The following is a 21,326-nucleotide window of genomic DNA, read 5'->3' as shown; positions in this document are numbered from 1 at the left end:
CTTTGTTGCCGGTTCCTTCATGGAAACATAACGGATGAATCCAGTAAAAAAGCCAGAGACAAAAGGTAAAAAACAACCTTTTGCCTCCGGCTTGAAGCAAAGCGCGGAGCCTGCCCCGCTCTCCTCTTATTGGACAGGAGTGACTTCAATCAGCAAATCTCCTGTTAAAATCGGTTCCCCGCTTTCCACATAAACATTTTCGACGACCCCATCAAACTGGGCCTGAACGGTCGTTTCCATCTTCATCGCTTCGGTGATCATCAGGTGATCGCCTTTTTTAACCTTGTCTCCTTTTTCAACGAGCGTTTTCACAACCGTTCCCGGCATCGAAGCGCCGATTTGATTTGGATTGCTCTGGTCGACTTTCGGACGGGCAATTGTTTTTGTTTCAACATTGAGATCCTTGATCACCACTTCCCGCGGCTGACCGTTCAGCTCAAAGTAGACAATCCGCGTGCCATCATCCTTCGGCTTAGAAATCGAAACGAGCTTCACAATTAGCGTTTTCCCTTGTTCAATTTCCACTTCAATTTCTTCCCCTAATCGCAGTCCGTAAAAGAAAGTCGGTGTATCCAAAACAGAAACATCGCCAAACTGCTGACGGAACTGTTCAAAGTCGAGAAATACTTTAGGATACAGCGCATAAGACAGCAGATCATGGCTTGTCACCTGACGGCCGAGCTTCTCAAACAGCTCTTTCTGGATCTGTTCAAAATCAACTGGCGGCATTGATTCCCCTGGCCGGCCTTCAAGTTGTTTGCGTCCTTTTAAGATAATGTCCTGAAGCTTTTTCGGAAAGCCTTGATATGGCTTGCCGAGCTGGCCCTGAAACAGTTCGACGACGGAATCCGGAAAGTCGAGCTTCTCTCCTTTTTCATACACATCCTGCTCCGTCAACTCATTTTGCACCATGTACAACGCCATATCGCCGACCACTTTCGACGACGGTGTAACTTTAACGATATCACCGAACATGTCATTAACCGTGCGGTACATTTTCTTTACTTCATTCCAGCGCGAACCGAGACCGACCGCTTTCGCCTGCTGCTGGAGGTTGCTGTATTGCCCGCCCGGCATTTCATGCTCGTACACCTCCGTATGCGGCGCATTCATTCCGCTTTCAAAGCCGGCATAAAAGGAGCGCGTTCCTTCCCAAAATTCAGCAAGCTGCTCGAGCGCGTCAATATTGACATCAGGCTGGCGCTTCGTCCCGCTGAGCGCATAATACAAACTGTTCGCGCTCGGCTGCGACGTTAGGCCGGCCATCGAGCTGACCGCCACATCAACGATGTCCACCCCGGCTTCGATCGCTTTCGCATACATGTACACGCCATTTCCGCTCGTATCATGAGTATGCAGATGAACCGGAATATCCACCGCCGATTTCAGCTCCGTAATGAGCTGATAGGCGGCTTCCGGCTTTAACAACCCGGCCATATCCTTGATCCCGAGAATATGAGCCCCGGCCTGCTCCAATTCCTTCGCCAAGTTCCGGTAGTATGCCAAATCGTATTTCGGCCGGGCCGAATCGAGAATATCTCCCGTATAGCAGATCGCGGCCTCCGCCAGCTTCCCACTGTTCCCGACGGAATCAATTGCCAGCCTCATCCCTTCGACCCAGTTTAAGCTGTCGAAAATGCGGAACACATCAATGCCCGCCGCGGCTGACTTCTCGACAAACTCTTCGATGACATTGTCAGGATAATTCGTGTAACCGACCGCGTTTGAAGCGCGCAGCAGCATTTGGAACAATAAGTTCGGAACCTGCTTTCGCAGCGTCAGCAGCCGCTCCCACGGATCTTCATGAAGGAATCTCATCGTCACATCGAACGTCGCCCCGCCCCACATTTCCAGCGAAAACAGATTCGGCAGCATCCGCGCTGTCGGCTCAGCGATTTGTTTTAAATCATGGGTCCTGATTCTCGTCGCAAGCAGGGATTGATGAGCGTCGCGGAACGTCGTATCCGTCAGCAGGACATTGCTTTGCTCCTTGACCCATTTCGCCAGTCCTTCGGCGCCGCGCTCATCAAGCAGCTGCTTTGTCCCGGCCGGAATCGGTTCCGTATATTTGAGCTTTGGCACTACTGCCTTTGTCAGCACAGGCTTTTTCACTTTTTCGAGACCCGGGTAGCCATTGACGATCGTCTCGCCGATAAAGGACAGCATCTTCGTCCCGCGGTCTTTCCGCTTCGGAAAAACAAACAGCTCAGGCGTCGTATCAATAAAGGATGTGTTGTATTCACCCGAGAGAAAATTGCGGTGTGTGACGACATTTTCCAAAAAGGCAATATTCGTTTTAATGCCGCGGATTCTAAATTCCTTCAGATTTCTCACCATTTTCGCCGCGGCGCTTTCAAAGGTCAGCGCCCACGTCGAAACTTTAACGAGCAGTGAATCATAATAAGGCGTAATCACAGCTCCCTGAAAGCCGTTGCCGGCATCAAGACGCACGCCAAACCCGCCGCCGGAGCGGTACGCATTAATCCGCCCTGTATCCGGGAGGAAGCCGTTGGCCGGATCCTCCGTCGTCACCCTTGATTGGATCGCGTAGCCGTGGCAGATGATGTCATTTTGCTGCGGAATGCCGAGGCGCGAGCCATGGAGAGGCTCGCCGTCAGCGATAAAAAGCTGCGACTGAACGATATCGATGCCCGTGATCATTTCAGTGATCGTATGTTCCACCTGAACGCGCGGATTGACTTCAATAAAATAAAACTCTCCGCTGTCGGTCACGAGAAACTCAACCGTTCCGGCATTCACATATTGGACGTTTTTCATTAATTTTACAGCGGCTTCGCAAATATTTTCCCGCACCTCGTCAGACAGCGAGACACTTGGCGCTACTTCTACTACTTTTTGATGGCGGCGCTGCACCGAGCAATCTCGCTCATATAAATGAACGATTTCGCCATGCTTATCGGCGAGAATCTGCACTTCAATATGCTTTGGATTTTCGATGAACTTCTCGACATACACTTCGTCATTGCCGAAAGCGGATTTCGCTTCGGACTTGGCCCGTTCGTACGATTCCTGCAAATCAGCAGCCGACTTGACGATTCTCATTCCTCTGCCGCCCCCGCCAAGCGAGGCTTTAATAATAAAAGGATAGCCATATTGATCGGCGAATGCCTGAACATCGGCGATGCTGTTTACCGGTCCGTCACTTCCCGGGATGACGGGCAGCTCAGCCTTGATCGCCTGCTGACGCGCTTGAACCTTATCGCCAAACATCACGAGATGCTCTAATTCCGGCCCAATGAAAATAATCCCTTCTTCTTCGCAGCGTTTTGCAAATTCAATATTTTCAGATAAAAAACCATAGCCTGGATGAATCGCATCCACTTCCTGCAGCTTGGCAATTTCAATGATTCCCTCAATATCGAGATAGGCGTCGATCGGCTTTTTGCCTTCACCGACCAAATAAGCTTCATCTGCCTTATAACGGTGAAAAGCTCCTGTATCCTCTTTAGAGTAAATCGCCACCGTACGAATATGTAATTCCGTACACGCGCGGAAAATCCGAATCGCAATTTCTCCCCGGTTTGCTACGAGCACTTTCTTAATCGTCGTTAAACCCTCCATAAAGGCCTCCTCTTCTACTCTCTTTTGTCTACTCTGATTGTACAATTGTTTTCTCAATAACTCAAGTAACAGCACTCTTTCCTATGGTATGTCTGTACTTCGAGCTTCTTCTTAGTATAAGTAGGCAGCGGGAAGAATTGCAATCTATTTTTTTATTTTTCTGAATTGTAATCGCTTTCTATTCTCCGACAAAAAAAGAACCAAGCTAGTGAAATAGCTTAGTTCTATCTACGCATGGATGCTTCGTGCAAGTCCGCCAGCTTTCGCTCAAGCTCTCCAAGAATTTGCTTTCCTGCCTCTGGATCAATAAGACCTAGACGAGTGGCGAAATCAATTTCCCGGGACAAACCGAACATCTGTGTATCAAGCACCTCTTCATAAAGAGGACATTGAGGCATGGTTAAATTCTCCAATTGGACTTCAATTAACTGCCGAATCTTTTCCGCATCTGCTTTCAGAAGGGCGAATGCTTTTTCATTTTGTCCAGTCACCATTTCTGCTGACATCTTGACCCCTCCTTCATCTGAAAATATCCTTGTCTTTAATAGTATCTTTTTCCCTACAAAATTGCAATGATTTTCACTGTAAAGGTTGTCTTTTCCCCAATCAGGCCTGTTCATAAGAAAACCGCACAGCGGCTTTTCTTAAAAAATACTGAGCTGATATTTCTTGGACAGCTTCTCAAGCAGTTTCATCCCGACTAAACTGTTCCCTTTGTCATCAAGAGACGGGCTGTAGATCCCGATTCCAAGCCGGTACGGAACGGCGCCGATGATTCCGCCAGAGACACCGCTTTTCGCCGGGATTCCAACCCTAATCGCAAATTCGCCTGAGGCGTTGTACATACCGCAAGTTACCATAAATGTCTTAACAAGTCTGGCGATATCCCTTTCCATAATCGGCTCTTTTGTATCAGGATGAATCCCGTCATAAGCGAGCGAATAGCCAATTTTCGCCAAATCCCGGCACGTGACCTCGATCGCACACTGCTTCGTGTACAATTCAAGCAGCTTCTCGACATCCCCTTCAATAATACCGTGCTGCCGTAAAAAATAAGCCAATGAACGGTTCAAGTCAGCTGATTCCCACTCAGACCGGGCGACTTTGTCATTGTATGTAAGGGCGCTGTTTCCAGAAAGAAGTCTGACAAACTCGAGAATCCTCGTCAGCTTTTCATCAACCGACCCTCCTTTGATCAAGGCGGTGACCGCTAAAGCGCCTGCGTTGATCATTGGATTGAGCGGCTTTGATGGAACCTGTGTTTCCAGCTTTGAAATCGAATTAAACGGATCCCCCGTCGGCTCCATCCCGACTTTAGCGAAAACTGTTTCTTCGCCATGATCGATTAAAGCCAGGGCAAGCGTCAGCACTTTTGAAATGCTTTGCAGTGTAAATAATTGCTCATCATTGCCTTCGCTGAAACATGTATTTCTCCCGTCGTAAATCGCGACCGCCACATCATCGGGGTCTGCTTCGGCAAGCGCCGGAATATAGTCAGCGACTTGTCCGAATTTCGTCAATTCCTTTGTCTCACTCACCATTTTTCTCAGATCCTCTTCATATTTGCAAAGCAGCTGCTGATCCTCTGACATCGTTGCTCTCCTCCATTCATGAACTGTCCCAATAGCTTTCCCAAAAGTGACAAAAAGCTTGTAACCCTTTATACTTAGGAAATGAATCCGCAAGTTTAGGAGGAACATCCATGAATGAATTTGTTTTTTTTATTGACGGAAACGTTGATCATCCGTTAACGATTGACCCATCCGTTTGGATTTTTGATGAACGGAAAATCGATCTCCATACATATTTTGATGAACTGGCAACGAAAGAGGACGAGGAAACGGCCTACAAAAAGGCGATTTCCGCCCAATGGGACAAAGAAATTACAGAAGGCTCTGAGCCGCCCAATCCAAACTCCAATCAAAACCGAATTACGATTGACAAAAAGAAACTGGCTGAAGGATCGTTTGGCATGCCGCTTAAGCCATTTCTGGCAAACGCCGAACCGCATGCCGACACCACTCATGTCGATATTCATAAACAGGACGGGACGACAGAGCGAATCACCTATGAGCAGGCACTGGCAGCAGTCGCCGGCTTCGCCGATAAAGGCCAGCCTTTACGGGAAGACGGCCCTATTCACCTTTATTTTGGTGACGGCTCGAACAGGAAAAACCCGATCAAGTTTATTTCACGTTTTACCTTGTTAAAAGAATAGTTCCGGGTAGCTTGAAAGGTAGCCCCTTGTTACTGTCATTGAGCTAAAAAACCGCAGTGGCTTCAGGGTTGTCTAAAAAGGTAATAGGAAGCATTTTAGACAACCCCCTCCCCTATAGTAAATCGGCAGCAAGCTGCGCCAGTCCCGAGCGTTCCCCTTTCACCAGTTTCACATGTCCGCTCGCCGTCTGATCCTTAAACTTTTCAACGACATAGGTTAGCCCGTTGTTGTATTCATCAAGATAAGGATGATCAATTTGCTGCGGATCACCCATCAGCACGATCTTGCTCCGCTCCCCGACACGCGTCAAAATCGTCTTCACTTCATGCTTTGTCAGGTTTTGCGCTTCATCAATGATAATAAATTGATCCGGAATACTTCTACCGCGAATATAGGTAAGTGCTTCTACTTGAATCGAACCCATCCCCGCTAAAATATGATCAAGCTCGCCTGGCTTTTTCGTATTAAAAAGATATTCCAGATTGTCGTATATCGGCTGCATCCACGGACGGAGCTTTTCATCCTTTTCGCCGGGCAGATAGCCGATATCTTTGCCGAGCGGCACAACCGGCCTTGCGACGACGAGCTTCTTATACTTGCCCATATCCTCGGTCTGCATCAACCCGGCTGCCAGCGAAAGCAAGGTTTTGCCCGTTCCCGCCTTGCCGATCATCGTGACGAGATGAATATCGTCGCGCAACAGCAATTCAAGCGCCATCCGCTGCTGAACATTTCGCGACCTGATCCCCCATACTTGATCGATGTCACAGACAAATGGCTTTACCATCTTTCCATCCGGCTCGACTTTCCCAAGCGCCGAGCTTGAGCTGCCGAGGGCGTCCTTCATAATAATAAATTGATGAGGATAAAAAGGATGCTTCGTCAATTCGGAAATCGCCAGCCCGCCATTCGCATAAAATGACTGCATCACTTCAGCCTCGACATAGACCTCGACATAGCCCGGATACACATGATCAAGCTCGACGACGCGATCACTGAGATAATCCTCGGCAGTCAAACCGAGCGCATCCGCCTTTACCCGAACGAGCGCGTCCTTACTAACAAGAATCACTTTTCTGCCTTCATTTTTTTCCTGCTCCTCTAACATGAGGTTTAAGGCAACTGCTATAATTCGATTATCATTTGTCATATCGGCAAACCAATCTTTCAGCCGCTGAAACGACTTGTGATTTAATTCAACTCTTACTTTTCCCCCAGGCTCAATGTGGACACCTTCATGCAATTTTCCTTTCCCTCGTAAATTATCTATCAGCTTAGAAAATTGACGTGCATTTCGCCCAATTTCATCCATATAACGTTTTTTTGAATCAACCTCTTCGAGTACAATCGCCGGGATGACCACTTCGTTATCCTGAAATGAAAAGATGGAGTACGGGTCCTGTAAAAGTACGTTCGTGTCCAAAACGTAAATTTTCTTCAATATTTTGCCTCCTGACTAAAGAATCATTATCGACTGCTTATTAGTAAGATATGCAGCAGAGATCACTTAGTACATCAATCCCTATCTATTTTGAATGTATGTGCAAGCCTGATAAGTTAGACGAAGGAAATCGTCCTCTTCAGACAAAAAAAGCCCAGTCGTCCACTGACTAAGCTTTTTTGAGTGCGTCCATAACTTGACGGTCTAATTTCGCTGCCGCCTCTGCATCATATGTTTTGTCATATTGAGGTTCAGTTACCATTTTCGCTCCGTAAAACATCACGTCGCGTACTTCTTCTATTTGAACTTCGACGAGTGCCAGCTTTAAAGGCACAGCTTCTATTTTCTCAGTGACAATCGTCGCTGAGCCAGAAATTGAATAGGTGGAACCGTTGGCGATTAATGAAATGACAATACGGCTTTCCGCTTTCATGTTGGCAAGCATGCGCGAACGATTATCGATCGCAAAACGGATCGTCTCCATAGTTGGTGCGAAAATCCATGAAATAGCTGTCACGTTCGGACCATTTGTTTCGTGATCTGTTGTCGCAATCGTGACATATCTTTCCTTTTGCAGAAGGGGAAACAACTCCTCGGTTAACGTCTGCTCTACTCGATTAGCCATGTACATTCCTCCCATTTCATTCATTTCCCACTCTCACCTTCTACTATACCGATTTTTATCGTCAAAGCAAACTGATTTCTGTTGCCGCCGGAAAAAACCTTCGCCTTCTCCGGTAAAGAAGCCCCGTCAAAGATAGACTTTTTTGGCCGTTTTTCATACAATAGAGAGAGAATGGAGTGAAAAGCATGAGAGTCAAATGTGTGTTATGTGATAAAATTGATACGCTTGACGATCACCTTCCGCTCGCCAAGCGGTTGCGTAATCGCCCGATTCATACCTATATGTGTGAAGAATGCCATGAACGAATCACCCGAAAAACAGAAGAAAAGAAAAACGCGAAGCGCCATATTGGTTAGCAGCCCAATGTAGTCAGCCTGTCGACAAAGTCTCTGAAAACGAGACGGTCGACAGGCTTTTTTATCTAACATGGATAGAGGAGGAGATCGTTTGGATTGAAACCGGAAAACCATCAATAAAGTACCAAATAGGTTCATGATGGACCCCTTCTATCGTTCTTTATGGACCTTTTGAGTTTTCATTGCTTTCAGCATGTCGAATGATACTCCTTGATAGGCTTGTCCCGCCAGCAAATAGGATCGCAATGACGATTGCTAGCGCTAGAACAATTATTGGGCGAGTCTTCAAGGTGTTCATCTCTATCACTCCTTCATAGCTGTGAATCCTCTCAAACAAAAAGAAGGGTGCCGCAAAAGCTAACGCTTCTGGCGACACCCTTCTTGCTATGCCTGGCCGTTCTGTTTTCGATGAAGATGCAAGCGGAAACGGTACGCCCCGAGAAATAAAGCCGATATGATCAAGACGACGATAATCGGTGCCCCGAAAGCAAATTCGAGAATCCACAGGACGAAGCAGCCAATCACCAGCATCACATACACAACAACTTTCTTTAAAATCGGCAGCTCCCGGGCAAATCCCAAGTTAAAAACGATAATCCCAAGGGCGACGATCGCTACATAAGCCCAAAACCCGTTCCATGGATTTTCCGCCGTTGCTCTCATCAGCCACGTTAAATTTTCCAGCTCTTGTTCGGTTAACTGTTGCTCTCCCATCCTCAGCACCTCACCTTTCTAACGCAAAGCATTATGACTTCATGGCGAGCTTTCTCCGCTTTTCTTCACGTTCCCGTTCAGATTTATTAAGAATTTTCTTCCGCAGACGAATCGACTGTGGCGTCAGCTCACAAAATTCATCTTCGTTCAAATACTCAAGCGCTTCTTCAAGCGTCATGATCCGCGGCTTTTTCATCGTGACCGTGTTTTCCTTCGTCGCGGAACGAACATTCGTCTGCTGCTTCATTTTCGTTATATTGACAGACAGATCATTATCACGCGTATGTTCACCGACAATCTGTCCTTCGTAAATTTCCGTTCCCGGCTCAACAAAAATCGTTCCGCGATCTTCAACCTGCATAATCCCGTATTGAGTAGCCTTTCCGGTTTCCATCGAGACAAGCACACCCTGGCGTCGTCCGCCGACCTGGCCCGGTGTTATAGGTGCATAGCTGTCAAAAGAATGGTTAATGATCCCGTACCCTCTTGTCTGCGAAAGGAACTCTGTCGTATAACCAATCAGCCCGCGCGCCGGCACAAGAAATTCCAGGCGAACCTGGCCGCCGCCGTTGTTCGTCATATTGAGCATTTCACCTTTACGCTCTCCAAGCGACTCCATCACCGAACCGGTATATTCTTCAGGCACATCAATTTGAACCCGTTCCATCGGCTCTGACTTTACGCCGTCAATTTCACGGATAATGACCTCAGGCTTGGAAACCTGCAGCTCATAGCCTTGGCGGCGCATATTTTCAATTAGGATCGACAAATGCAGCTCTCCACGGCCGGAGACAATCCACACATCCGGAGAATCTGTATTTTCAACACGTAAACTGACATCAGTTTCCAGCTCTGATTTCAACCGTTCCTCAAGCTTTCTGCTCGTGACAAACTTTCCTTCACGTCCAGCAAAAGGACTGTTGTTAACGAGAAACGTCATTTGCAATGTCGGTTCGTCAATCCGCAAAATCGGCAGTGCTTCCTGCTGGTCAACCGGACAAACCGTTTCCCCAACGTTGATTTCTTCCATCCCGGAAACAGCAATCAAATCGCCGGCCTTCGCCTCTTCGATTTCAATCCGCTTTAAACCAAGGAAGCCGAAGATTTTCGTCACGCGATACTGCTTGACGGATCCGTCGAGCTTCATTAAAGCCACTTGCTGGCCGACCTTGATCGTTCCACGAAAGACGCGGCCAATCCCAATCCGGCCGACATAATCATTATAATCAAGCATCGTGACCTGAAACTGCAGCGGCTCATCACTGTTATCAACAGGAGCCGGAATCGCATCAATAATCATCTCAAACAGTGACGACATATCTTCATCCTGCTTTTCAGGATTTTTACTTGCCGTACCGTTAATCGCCGAGGCATAGACAACAGGGAAATCCAATTGATCTTCCTCAGCGCCGAGGTCGATAAATAAATCGATTACCTCGTCAACCACTTCAGTAGGGCGGGCGAAGTCACGGTCGATTTTGTTAACGACCACAATTGGAGTCAGCTTTTGTTCAAGCGCTTTTTTCAACACAAAGCGCGTTTGCGGCATACAGCCTTCGTACGCATCGACGACAAGCAGCACACCATCAACCATTTTCATGATCCGTTCCACTTCACCGCCAAAATCGGCATGTCCCGGGGTATCCATAATATTAATTCGTGTATCACCATAGTGAATCGCTGTATTTTTAGCAAGAATCGTAATTCCGCGCTCTTTTTCCAGATCGTTTGAATCCATCGCCCGCTCATCGACCTGTTCATTTTCACGGAATGTACCAGACTGCTTTAAAAGCTGGTCAACAAGCGTCGTTTTTCCGTGATCGACGTGGGCAATGATGGCAATATTGCGTATATCATTACGAGTTTTCATTTTTTTCGCTCCTTATTCGTTCATTAACTGTACAAGTATATCACAAATTAAATTTATTGAAACCTTATTCGACAGGAAAAAGTCGAATCTTAGCACACGCCGCCCTTTTTTTCCATTCCACTACAAGCATGAGGTTTAACGTATTTGTCACAATGGAGGCTTTTCCTTCCGCACAATTCACGGTAAACTGTAAAGAAGGGATTGTTTTTCTAAGGGGGAAAACAAATGAAAAAAGAAAATATGCTATTCCTGCTTCTCGCTGTTATTACTGTCCTTTGTATCATGAGTATCGGAGTTGCTATAGCTGAAAGAAGTACTCTTATTGGCATTTTAGCCTTCATCGGCATCCTCATCGCCATGGGGCTTGGCTTTAATCTGCGTAAAAAATTAAGAGAGTCGAGTGATATGTAAAAGCTGTCGTACAACGACAGCTTTGAAGCAGTGAGTGGAGCCTGCACAATGGGTTAAAAAGCAAACAGGATGGAACACTGCTCCCCGCCGGGGATTCCTTCTCTACCGTAAACACAGAGTAATTTCAGCGTTTCGCCTTCCACGCAGTAAAAAGGGTGTCCCGGTCGGGACACCCTTTTTACTGTTCCTCTCCTAAATAGGCGGAGATCATTTCCTTATGTAAATGCGGTTTTCCAACAATGACAGTGCTTGGAGTGAGCAGCATCAACGGTTCGCCCTGGAAGGTTGATGCCTGACAGCCTACTTCCTCAAGCAGGATAACGGCCGCGGCATAATCCCATGGCGACAGATTGACACTAAGATAACCGTCAAGTCGGTCGGCGGCCACATACGCAATCTCGATCGCAGCCGAGCCATAGGAACGGACGCTGCGCACATCGCGGATTAAAGCGAGAAGCGGATTTCGGTAGGAATGCTTGCCATCGACGATCCAGCGGGCGTTCAAGCCGATAACGGACTCGTGAAGCGGACGTTCCTTCACCGGCACAAGCTCTTTTCCATTTATATAAGCGCCGTGTCCTTTTACGGCATGAAATAACTCATCGCTCATCACGTCATAAACAATTCCCACCATGCCGACACCTTCATGGTAAATCGCTACTGAAATCGCAAAATTATATTTTTGATGAACAAAGTTCATCGTCCCGTCAATCGGATCGATAATCCAAACTGTGCCCTCAAGGGACTCCAGCTCCTCTGCGACCCCTTCTTCACCAAGAAAATGATGATCCGGGTAGGTCTTTGAAATTTTATCAAAAAAATAAGATTCAATCGCCCGATCCACTTCCGTTACAAGATCGTTCGGGTTTGATTTCGCTTCGATATGGATCGGCTTCGCCAAAGAATCCTTTATTATATTCGCGGCTTCATACGTCCATTCCTGTGCGATCTTCTCAAGCTCTATCCAGTTCATAGTCATATCCGTGACCCCCTCAACATGAATGACGCTTCCCTTCCCTTTTATTATGACACAGATTAGGATAGAAGGAAAATCTAACCTTGTTTTGTCCCATCAAAGAGGCCAAGCTTAAGGTAAACAACACAGGAGTGGCTCCGTTATGCGCAAAGAGCTTGTGACAAAACTAGCTTTGGACCTACTGGCAATGGCTTCACACGCCACAAGCCCGTTGTGAGAAACCCACTCACAACGGGCTTTAAAAGATCGTGGCGGTTCCGCTCATTGCTTAGAGAGGCTGGGACAAAGGTAAAAAACAACCTTTGTCCCAGCCTCTCTTTCTCAATACACTTCTAATTGAAGAAGTTCACGCCGCAATTGCTCCAGCCGTCGTTTCGTCTGATTGATTACATCAAGGTCTTCTGCAAGTATAGCATCATGTAGGGTTGTCAGCTCATAATCAATTTCAAGCCGTAATACAGAAACTCTCTTTTCGCCGTCTTTACGTCTAAAAGTTTGCACTACTTGTTCCATATCGCTACACTCCCTTACAGTAATCTGACTCCTCTTTTTTCATGCGTCAATAAACGAAATTTTCAGTTATTTAATATAGCATATGTTATATCAGAAAAAAATGCAATCAAAAAACACCGGAAAGCAGGAATTGCCATTTCTCCACATGTTCGCTGGTGCATTTATTTAGAGTAATTTTTTAGGGTATGATAGGATAAAAGAAGCATGAAAAAAAGTGAGGGACATAACATGACATTACCTGGTTTTACGACTCGTGATTTTGATGTTTTTCGAATTGAGGGACTTGAAGAGCGAATGACTGCGATTCAAACAAACATTCAGCCGAAGTTTGAGGAAATTGGTCAGGCGCTGGCGAGTGAGCTGTCGATGCTCGTCGGAAATGAAATGCACTTGCATATTGCCAGACATGCCCGCCGCAAAGTTAACCCGCCTAATGATACATGGCTCGCGGTGGCCGAAAATAAAAGAGGGTATAAAAAACACCCGCATTTCCAGCTCGGATTATTTGACGACCATTTGTTTTTATGGCTGGCGCTGATTTATGAACTGCCGAATAAAGCGCCGATTGCCAATCGTTTTCTTGACCATAAAGACCAGCTCTCGGACCTTCCTGATGATTTCGTTCTTTCTCCGGATCATATGAAAAAGGATGCTTATTTCATCTCGGATTTATCGGAGCCAGAGCTTACCGACTATCTCACCCGCTTTCGCGATGTGAAAAAAGCCGAGCTTCTTCTCGGACGTCATATTAAGCGCGATGATCCGCTTCTTGCCAACGGACAAGCTCTCACCGCTTATGCGAAAGAGACATACGAGCATCTTCTGCCGTTTTACCGGCTGGCGATGCAGTAACGGAGAGAAGGCTGGGTCTAAGGTTTTTACCTTCTGCCCAGCCTTTAAGCAATGAGGAAGCTGCTGAAGGCCTCGTTGTGAATCCCTTGCCAATAGGTCCGAAGCTCCTCTTTTTATCCTTGCTCCCTGATTTTCTTCAGCGTGTGAAAGCAGGAAATACCCAATTCCTCGTCATAGGCTTTAAACAATTGCTTTTCTTCACTTTTACTCGGGACAATCTCCTTGAAGCGGCGGTATTTGTCGAGCACCTGCTCCGGTGCTACCTTTTGCTTGCTCGCTTTCTCAAGCATTTCAAAAAATTGAATGACATCAACCACCTCTTCGGTGGACCAATCAAGTGAAATCGGTAATTTCGTCTCCATTCTCACCACTCCTCTTTCTTTTCACTTCTCAGGTAATGACCATCGCCGGCGAATCGCTTCTGCTTCTTTCATCATTCCGGCGATCAACTCAGCTGCTGGTACAATATTGTGAATGCGACCGGCGATCTGACCGGCCCAGGCAAAGCCTTCCTCCTCTTTCCCCTCATAAATATAGGTTCGGTTTGCTTCCCCGCTAATATACGGCTTTAACACATCATAACCGGGTTCATCTGCTTCAAGCTTCAAAATCCGCTCCGTCCATGTATTGCGAAGGGCGCGTGCCGGAGCGCCCAAAGAACGTTTGATGACGACCGTATCATCCTCCGTCGCCGCTAAAATATTCTGCTTATACACCTGATGAGCGTGAACGCATTCAGTTGTCGCGATAAAACGCGTTCCCATTTCCACCCCTTCAGCGCCTAAAGCCATCGCTGCCATCAAACCTCTGCCATCGCCAATTCCGCCGGAGGCGATGACCGGGATCGAAACAGCGTCGACAACCTGCGGCGTAAGCACGATTGTCCCTGCATCAGAGCGGCCGAGATGGCCGCCTCCTTCCTGCCCGACAACCATCACGGCATCGGCACCAAGCTCCTCGGCCTTGACCGCCTGTCTTCTCGCTGCCACAAGCACGAGTTTCTTGCAATTTGTGCTTGCCAACCGCTCCAAAATCGGCGCCGGATTGCCGCCGGTCATCGAAATAACCGGAACCTCCTCTTCAATCGCCACTTCAAGCATCTCTTCATAAGGACGGCGCCGCTGCCCAATTGAGAAGTTGACGCCAAATGGTTTGTCAGTCTTCGCCCGTACGCTTTTTATTTCCTCACGCAGCGCCTCAGGTGATGAGAGGGACATCGCCGTAATTTGGCCGAGTCCTCCTGCCTGCGACACAGCCGCAGCTAAATTCGAATACGCTAAATACGCAAGTCCGCCTTGAATTATGGGATAAGGAATGCCCAATAAATCCGTTACTCTCGTTTTCCACATCATCTCTACCTCCCTACTCTCTATTTCTCCCCTCATCGTACCATTCCTTTTTTGATCTTCCTATTCTTTCTACTTGCCAGGCTATTGTTCCCGCTATGCAGCAACCGACATTTTTGATATACTCAATTTTGTTTTGATAAAACAAGTCCATGATAAGAGGTGAACATGTTGCAACGACAACATCTGACTCCGTTGTTCACTGGTGTTCGCAAGCATGCCGAAAAACAACCAATCCAATTTCATATTCCCGGTCACAAACAAGGAAAGGGGATGGATCCCGAGTTCCGACATTTCATCGGCGACAACGCCCTTTCCATTGATCTGATAAATATTCAGCCGTTAGATGACTTACATCATCCTCACGGCATTATTAAAGAGGCTCAGGACCTTGCCGCCGAAGCATTTGGCGCAGACCATACTTTTTTCTCGGTCCAGGGAACGAGTGGCGCGATTATGACAATGATTATGGCCGTCTGTGGGCCGGGGGATAAAATCATCGTCCCGCGCAATGTCCATAAATCAATTATGTCGGCCATTATCTTCTCAGGAGCCACGCCGATTTTCATTCATCCGGAAATCGACCCAGAGCTCGGCATTTCTCACGGGATCACGACAGAGGCGGTCGAGAAGGCTCTTAAAGCTCATCCCGAGGCGAAAGGACTGCTTGTCATCAATCCTACGTATTTCGGGATTGCCGGCAATTTGAAAGAAATCGTTACGATCGCTCATTCTTACAGCATCCCTGTCTTAGTTGATGAGGCTCACGGCGTTCATATTCACTTTCACGACCAGCTCCCTATGTCGGCGATGCAGGCAGGTGCAGACATGGCTGCCACGAGCGTCCATAAGCTTGGCGGCTCGATGACGCAAAGCTCTGTTTTAAACGTGAAGGAAGGTCTCGTCTCTGCAAAGCGTGTACAGTCGATTATTAGCATGCTGACGACAACGTCAACCTCGTATTTGCTTTTGTCCTCTCTCGACACAGCCAGAAAACGACTGGCAACCGAAGGACGCGAGCTGTTGACGGAAGTGATTACGCTGGCGGAAGCAACGAGAGCGCGCATTAACGAAATCGAGCTGTTATCCTGCGTCGGCCGTGACATTCTCGGAACGAAAGCGACCTATGATCTCGATCCGACTAAATTGATTATTTCTGTTAAAGAGCTAGGGATGAGCGGCTATGAGGTGGAAACGTGGCTGCGGGAGCATTATCAAATTGAAGTGGAGCTTTCCGATTTATATAATATCCTCTGCCTTGTGACAATCGGCGATACGGAGGAGAAAATGGATAGTCTCGTCGAGGCTTTATCAACGCTTGCTTCGATGCCGAAGGTGCGGCTGGAGCAGCGCCATAATCAAGTTGTGGTTCCGGATATTCCTACATTGGCGCTTTCACCGCGCGATGCCTTCTATGCGGAAACAGAGATCATTCCGTTTCACCATTCAGCCGGTCGGATCATTGCTGAATTTATTATGGTTTATCCTCCTGGGATCCCGATTTTTATTCCAGGTGAAATCATTACGGAAGAGAATCTCGTGTATATTGAAAAAAACATCAAAGCGGGCTTGCCCGTCCAAGGTCCGGAAGATGAAACATTCCAAACGTTGCGGGTCATTAAAGAACATCACGCGATTCAATAAGGAGGCACTTCCGGGACGCGTTTCGCCTTTTTTTGATACAACTGACAAGGCAGTCGCTCCGCACCGCATAAAAAGCTTGAGACAAAACTAGCTTTCACTCCGTGGCAATTCGATACATTGCTTAAGGGGCTGGGAAAAGGTAGAAAAACAACCTTTTGCCCAGCCCCTTTTTTTATTTATTCTTCTTATCAGCTGTCTTACAGTGTACGCATCCGTTCCCTTTTGCATAAAGTGTCATCACTTTTTCACCTTCAAATACGTCGATCGTCTTGTTGCAAGATTGGCAAATAATTGTACCCATTATCGGCATCCCCTTTATGCTTTTTTTGAAAGCGTTTCATTACATTTATAATAGTACACACTAATTCACCTGTCAACGGTTAATTAGTATAACATAATTAAAAATAAGTGTAATGAATGTTAAGCAGGGGCATCAAATGTAGCATGCTGAACCTCGATAAAGCGGCCAATTTCACGAATAAAGGCTAAATCATCATCCGTTATTTCATATGTATCCTGCGGCACAAAAAAGATTAAAATCCCGAGCAGATGGTGGCTCCGGTAAAATGGAAGAAAGACTTTTTGCAGCTGACCTTCCATTTGAAAGACGAGTCGCCCTCTGATCGCCACCGTGCTCAGTATGTTATCCCCAAATGGGATCACGCAATTCAAGTAACTCGTCCCTGCGCACACCCGCATTTTAAACGATTCGGCCGTTGCTTCATAAATACTGACCGACCACCGCTTCGACATTCGCCTTGCCAGCTTGCGTGTAATTTCAATATAAAAGCTGGCCAGTGTCTGCACCTTTTCTCTCACACTCCCGACTTCAAGACGCAATTCATCCAAAAGTTGAGATTTCTTTTTCATGGATTCCCCTCCATACGAGCAAGCTTTTAATAAGTCGCCTGCTTACAAGATGGACTTATGAGCAGCCTCCTTATGCTGATAGCTTATCATAAAAGCGCCTGTAAAAGGTTGTAGCGTTACGACTACTATTGTCGATTTTGCTTTATTCTGGACAGTAGTCTACTCGATCGCAGCCGGGTCAACAAATCCGTATCCATCCTCCTCCAGTCCGTTTATAATCGACGGAAGGGCTTCAAGCGTCCACTGTCGATCATGCATGAGCAAGTTCGCTCCATTCGTTAAATAAGGCGTCTGAACCATAATCTCAGCCAGCGCCTCGGCTTCCTGATAATCAGCCTCCCAATCATACCCGTAGGTCCAATTCATCGCGATCATTTCTTCCTCCTCGACGACCGCCGCTGATGTCTCTGTGTTCACTCCAAATGGCGGTCGAAAGAAACGCGGCCTCTCCCCCGTCACCTCTTCAATCAGATCATTTAACGCGACGATTTCCTGGCGCTGTTCGTCAGCTGAAAGGTCACTTAGGTTCGCATGGTTCATCGTATGATTCCCGATTTCAAACCCCATTTCATAAATAGATTTCAGCTTTTCTTTCCCGCCCTCATCAGCAAGAAAATGACCATTTATAAAAAAAATAGCCTGCTTATCAAGCTTCTTTAATGTTTCCGCCATCGCGACGCTATGCTTGTCAGGCGCGTCATCAATCGTCAGCAGCACAACTTGTTCTTCTTCATCAGTGACCGGTTCCACCGTCCAGTTCGCCTGATTTATTTGATAGCTGACCTCCGGCATATCGCTTTCTTCCACCTCCCTGGTCTCCTGCTCTCCTTCAAGCTCAGGATGCTCCTGTTCAGGCTCAGAATTGTCCTCCCGCGCTTCCTCCGGCGGATCTGTAACCGGGTCTTCTTCTACCGGCTGTTGACATCCCGTTAACACGGCAGCGATCATCAGCACTTGTATTAGCCTTTTCATCCTTACACACCCTTTCCAACCTCATGATAGCAAACATCTTCCTTTGATGGTAGATGCTCGTATACCGGATTCATCTTTATTCCATACTAAAGAAAGAAAGATGAAAAAGGGGGGCACTTCGATGAAAGCCTTTATTGGAAGAAGAATTTTGAAAACCGGCGTATCCGTTTTTTGCACGGCGCTCATCTGCCATCTTCTCCACCTCCCCCCTACCTTTGCGGTGATTACCGCCATTGTGACGACAGAACCAACTGCCGCCGACTCGTTAAAAAAAGGCTTAATTCGTTTACCCGCGGCGGCAATGGGAGCGAGTTTCGCCGTCGGTACTTTTTTCTTTTTCGGTCAAAGCGCGCTTTCCTATGCCCTTGTCGCCATGTTTACGATCATCGCTTGCTCAAAGCTGAAATTAGATACAGGAACGCTTGTCGCTACGTTGACCGCTGTTGCGATGCTGCCAGATGCCTCTGAGCATTTAATCATTGATTTCCTGACGCGGATTTCCACAACGTCGATTGGCATACTCGTGTCGAGCTTCGTTAATTTTTTTATTCTGCCGCCGAAATTCGGCCCTCTGCTCGTGCAAAAAGTCGAGCAGCTCTTTAAAGAAGCAGCGGACCATTTTGCCGAAATGGTCGATGGCCATCTCGAAGAAAAACCGGAAAACAGCGACTTGAATCAGCGCTTTTCCGCTTATCATTCTTTGCATGAAGAATTAACGAAAGCTTATCAACTCGCCCGCTTTCAACATGATGAATGGCAATACCGCCGCTCAACAGCATTTGAGCGACGCTCATTTGATTATTTGCAAAAAAAACTCGACTACTTGCAGCTGCTGTTAATTCATTTTGGCAAAATGTATCATTTACGCGTTAACCGGCCAATTTCCCGGGAGGAAAAAGAAAAGATTCAACGCTCTGTTTCATCGGTTCGCGAGGTCATGCACGATCATTATCATCAGCTGACAACCGCCCACCTTAGCACGAACAACGTGATCAAGCAGCTAAGCGAAAAACAGGCCCGGCAAAACTGCTTCGTTTCCCAGCTTTGTCACGAGCTGCTTTCCGTTAATACGGTGCTTCAGGAGCTGTCCCTGATCACGACAGATGAGCATCGCTTTTCGCTGCAGGAAACTAGGTATCCCTCCTATATCTTTACCAAGGCTAATTCCCTGTTTTAGCAGATCAATTGTTTTCCTTGGTTTAATTATGATATGTTTAAATTTGTGCAAAAAAAGTAAAGGTGGAATGTCTAGTGAGAAAAATGACCTCTGTGTTTATCATCTCCGTTCTAATCGCTGTGGCGTTTATTAGTTGGGGTGTACTGGCCCCGGCCAATCTCGATGCGATTACGACGTCAATTCAAGGATTTATTACAAATGAGCTCGGCTGGTTTTATTTGCTTGCCGCGACGAGCTTTCTTATTTTTTCGGTTTATCTTATTTTCAGCCCTTATGGAAAAATAAAGCTTGGTAAGCCGGACGATAAACCTGATTATTCCTTCCCCACCTGGTTTGCTTTCCTTTTCACGGCAGGGATGGGGATCGGACTGGTGTTTTGGGGAGTCGCCGAACCGTTGTATCATTTTTTTGAACCGCCATCCGCCGCACCGGAATCCAATCTTGCTGCCGGAGAAGCGATGCGCTATTCCATTTTTCATTGGGGTCTTCACCCATGGGCGATTTATTCCGTCGTGGCGTTGGCGCTTGCCTATTTTAAATTCCGCAAAGAGTCATCCGGGCTGATGAGCAGTGTACTTGAGCCATTACTTGGCGAACGGACAAAGGGCACACTTGGCATCGCGATCAATGTCCTTGTCGTCTTTGCCACTATTTTCGGCGTCGCAACCTCGCTCGGCTTTGGGGCGGCCCAAATTTCTGCCGGCCTGTCTTATTTAGCACCGGGGCTCGGAACGATAAACGGCACTTTGCTGCAGCTGATCGTCATCGGCGTCGTTACCGTTCTGTTTATGATTTCCGCGCAGACAGGATTGAACCGAGGGATTCGCATTCTCAGTAAAACAAATGTGTACCTTGCGATATTGCTGCTCTTGTTCGTGCTTTTTTTCGGTCCGACAAGTTATATTATGGGCGTCTTTACTCAAGGGGTCGGCAGCTATATTCAAAACCTGATCGGGATGAGCTTTCGCCTCGATATTTATAATCCGGAAACAACATGGGTGGAAGGTTGGACGATCTTCTACTGGGCCTGGTGGATTTCTTGGGCTCCTTTTGTCGGTACCTTTATTGCCCGCGTGTCCAAGGGGCGGACGATCCGTGAATTTGTCCTTGGCGTGCTCGGTGTACCGGCGCTGTTTGGCGCCTTTTGGTTCAGTGTTTTCGGGGGAACAGGCATTTACCTTCAACGCGAGGGAACAGCAGATATTATGTCTTCCATGAATAATTTCGGTATGGAAGTGGCGCTATTCGCCGTATTGGAGCAATTTCCGCTCGGCTTCTTCCTGTCCATCATTGCTGTCTTTTTAATTGCTTCCTTTTTTGTCACATCAGCCGATTCGGCTACCGTCGTTTTAGGGATGCAAACGACGAATGGGAGTTTAAACCCGCCAAACTCGGTCAAATTTATTTGGGGGCTGATCATCTCTGCCACTGCCGCCGTCCTGCTGTCATCGGAGCAAGGACTTGAAGCATTGCAAACAGCGGCGATTATTGCCGCTCTGCCGTTTACGATCATTATGATCCTAATGGTAATCTCCCTGATGAAAGCTCTGCGGTCCGAAAAGCCGACACTAGCAACTGAAAAAGAACGGATTCGGCAGGAAAGATTGGAGCTGAAACAGGAACGGGAGAAATTAAAAGAAGAAAAGCTTGCCTTCAAGAAGCTCAAAGCCGATGAAAAAAGAAAATAAAGCAGGGTGTGTCACAAGGAAAACCAAGCCTTTTGACACACCCTTTATTTCTATTTGATTACATTTCTGTT

General features: G+C 47.1%; 21 protein-coding genes. 7 read left to right on the top strand and 14 right to left on the bottom strand.

The genetic code is table 11. The features are described from left to right. Window positions 1-126 precede the first annotated feature (126 nt). The 3 genes from pyc to glsA form a co-directional block, all read right to left on the bottom strand. Window positions 127-3,582: a pyruvate carboxylase gene (gene pyc, locus M3202_RS03125; protein WP_251221899.1), complete on the bottom strand. Its 3,456-nt coding sequence runs from the start codon at window positions 3,580-3,582 to the stop codon at window positions 127-129. A 224-nt stretch (window positions 3,583-3,806) separates the two neighbouring features. Next, window positions 3,807-4,088, bottom strand: coding sequence for an Fpa/YlaN family protein (locus tag M3202_RS03120; RefSeq protein ID WP_251192018.1), 282 nt, complete (start codon window positions 4,086-4,088; stop codon window positions 3,807-3,809). A gap of 138 nt (window positions 4,089-4,226) precedes the next feature. After that, window positions 4,227-5,174 (bottom strand): glutaminase A, encoded by a 948-nt coding sequence (glsA, locus tag M3202_RS03115; RefSeq protein WP_251221898.1) that lies wholly within the window; start codon window positions 5,172-5,174, stop codon window positions 4,227-4,229. A 110-nt stretch (window positions 5,175-5,284) separates the two neighbouring features. Here glsA and M3202_RS03110 point away from each other — a divergent pair, with 110 nt between their 5' ends. After that, complete coding sequence (locus M3202_RS03110) at window positions 5,285-5,800, top strand: molybdopterin-binding protein (protein WP_251221897.1); 516 nt, start codon at window positions 5,285-5,287, stop codon at window positions 5,798-5,800. Between the two features lie 112 nt (window positions 5,801-5,912). Here the strand turns inward: M3202_RS03110 and M3202_RS03105 are convergent, their stop codons facing one another. Together M3202_RS03105 and M3202_RS03100 are read right to left on the bottom strand one after the other, a co-directional pair. Then, window positions 5,913-7,241 carry a PhoH family protein gene (locus M3202_RS03105; protein WP_251221896.1) on the bottom strand — a complete coding sequence of 443 codons (1,329 nt, stop codon included), beginning with the start codon at window positions 7,239-7,241 and terminating at the stop codon, window positions 5,913-5,915. Between the two features lie 169 nt (window positions 7,242-7,410). Then, on the bottom strand, window positions 7,411-7,866 hold the full coding sequence (locus tag M3202_RS03100; protein ID WP_251221895.1) for a pyridoxamine 5'-phosphate oxidase family protein: 456 nt from the start codon (window positions 7,864-7,866) through the stop codon (window positions 7,411-7,413). A 185-nt stretch (window positions 7,867-8,051) separates the two neighbouring features. On the opposite strand from M3202_RS03100, the gene M3202_RS03095 reads away from it, so the two are divergent. Continuing rightward, window positions 8,052-8,222 (top strand): YlaI family protein, encoded by a 171-nt coding sequence (locus M3202_RS03095; protein WP_251221894.1) that lies wholly within the window; start codon window positions 8,052-8,054, stop codon window positions 8,220-8,222. A 384-nt stretch (window positions 8,223-8,606) separates the two neighbouring features. Here the strand turns inward: M3202_RS03095 and M3202_RS03090 are convergent, their stop codons facing one another. Next, a complete protein-coding gene (locus tag M3202_RS03090) occupies window positions 8,607-8,936 on the bottom strand; it encodes a YlaH-like family protein (RefSeq protein ID WP_251221893.1) in 330 nt (109 codons plus the stop codon). Window positions 8,937-8,967: 31 nt separating this feature from the next. After that, the gene (gene typA / locus M3202_RS03085; RefSeq protein ID WP_251221892.1) at window positions 8,968-10,806 is read right to left on the bottom strand and encodes a translational GTPase TypA; all 1,839 of its coding nucleotides are present in this window, start codon (window positions 10,804-10,806) and stop codon (window positions 8,968-8,970) included. 225 nt (window positions 10,807-11,031) lie between these two features. Between typA and M3202_RS03080 the strand changes: the two genes are divergently transcribed. After that, a complete protein-coding gene (locus M3202_RS03080; protein WP_251221891.1) occupies window positions 11,032-11,217 on the top strand; it encodes a DUF5325 family protein in 186 nt (61 codons plus the stop codon). A gap of 178 nt (window positions 11,218-11,395) precedes the next feature. Here M3202_RS03080 and M3202_RS03075 read toward each other — a convergent pair whose 3' ends face one another. Together M3202_RS03075 and M3202_RS03070 are read right to left on the bottom strand one after the other, a co-directional pair. Beyond that, window positions 11,396-12,196 carry an inositol monophosphatase family protein gene (locus tag M3202_RS03075; protein WP_251221890.1) on the bottom strand — a complete coding sequence of 267 codons (801 nt, stop codon included), beginning with the start codon at window positions 12,194-12,196 and terminating at the stop codon, window positions 11,396-11,398. 318 nt (window positions 12,197-12,514) lie between these two features. Continuing rightward, window positions 12,515-12,706, bottom strand: coding sequence for a YkzI domain-containing protein (locus M3202_RS03070; protein WP_251221889.1), 192 nt, complete (start codon window positions 12,704-12,706; stop codon window positions 12,515-12,517). Between the two features lie 204 nt (window positions 12,707-12,910). Here M3202_RS03070 and M3202_RS03065 point away from each other — a divergent pair, with 204 nt between their 5' ends. Continuing rightward, entirely contained in the window at window positions 12,911-13,558 is a 648-nt protein-coding gene (locus M3202_RS03065) for a YktB family protein (RefSeq protein ID WP_251221888.1), read from the top strand. A 113-nt stretch (window positions 13,559-13,671) separates the two neighbouring features. Here M3202_RS03065 and M3202_RS03060 read toward each other — a convergent pair whose 3' ends face one another. Beyond that, on the bottom strand, window positions 13,672-13,920 hold the full coding sequence (locus M3202_RS03060) for a UPF0223 family protein (RefSeq protein WP_251221887.1): 249 nt from the start codon (window positions 13,918-13,920) through the stop codon (window positions 13,672-13,674). Window positions 13,921-13,941: 21 nt separating this feature from the next. Continuing rightward, complete coding sequence (locus M3202_RS03055; protein WP_251221886.1) at window positions 13,942-14,910, bottom strand: NAD(P)H-dependent flavin oxidoreductase; 969 nt, start codon at window positions 14,908-14,910, stop codon at window positions 13,942-13,944. Between the two features lie 162 nt (window positions 14,911-15,072). On the opposite strand from M3202_RS03055, the gene M3202_RS03050 reads away from it, so the two are divergent. Continuing rightward, on the top strand, window positions 15,073-16,548 hold the full coding sequence (locus tag M3202_RS03050; RefSeq protein ID WP_251221885.1) for an aminotransferase class I/II-fold pyridoxal phosphate-dependent enzyme: 1,476 nt from the start codon (window positions 15,073-15,075) through the stop codon (window positions 16,546-16,548). Window positions 16,549-16,720: 172 nt separating this feature from the next. Here the strand turns inward: M3202_RS03050 and M3202_RS03045 are convergent, their stop codons facing one another. The 3 genes from M3202_RS03045 to M3202_RS03035 form a co-directional block, all read right to left on the bottom strand. After that, entirely contained in the window at window positions 16,721-16,849 is a 129-nt protein-coding gene (locus M3202_RS03045) for a GapA-binding peptide SR1P (RefSeq protein ID WP_251192003.1), read from the bottom strand. Window positions 16,850-16,968: 119 nt separating this feature from the next. Next, window positions 16,969-17,418 (bottom strand): hypothetical protein, encoded by a 450-nt coding sequence (locus tag M3202_RS03040; protein ID WP_251221884.1) that lies wholly within the window; start codon window positions 17,416-17,418, stop codon window positions 16,969-16,971. Between the two features lie 159 nt (window positions 17,419-17,577). After that, window positions 17,578-18,390: a polysaccharide deacetylase family protein gene (locus M3202_RS03035; protein ID WP_251221883.1), complete on the bottom strand. Its 813-nt coding sequence runs from the start codon at window positions 18,388-18,390 to the stop codon at window positions 17,578-17,580. A gap of 121 nt (window positions 18,391-18,511) precedes the next feature. Here M3202_RS03035 and M3202_RS03030 point away from each other — a divergent pair, with 121 nt between their 5' ends. Together M3202_RS03030 and M3202_RS03025 are read left to right on the top strand one after the other, a co-directional pair. Then, on the top strand, window positions 18,512-19,567 hold the full coding sequence (locus M3202_RS03030) for an FUSC family protein (protein WP_251221882.1): 1,056 nt from the start codon (window positions 18,512-18,514) through the stop codon (window positions 19,565-19,567). 74 nt (window positions 19,568-19,641) lie between these two features. Beyond that, window positions 19,642-21,255: a glycine betaine uptake BCCT transporter gene (locus M3202_RS03025; RefSeq protein ID WP_349775598.1), complete on the top strand. Its 1,614-nt coding sequence runs from the start codon at window positions 19,642-19,644 to the stop codon at window positions 21,253-21,255. Window positions 21,256-21,326 lie beyond the last annotated feature (71 nt).

This window comes from Halalkalibacter oceani, from assembly GCF_023715605.1.
GTDB classification, from domain to species: Bacteria; Bacillota; Bacilli; order Bacillales; family Bacillaceae_D; genus Halalkalibacter; species Halalkalibacter oceani.
Note: the sequence above shows the minus strand (reverse complement) of the source record. Positions and strands in the feature narration are given on the sequence as shown.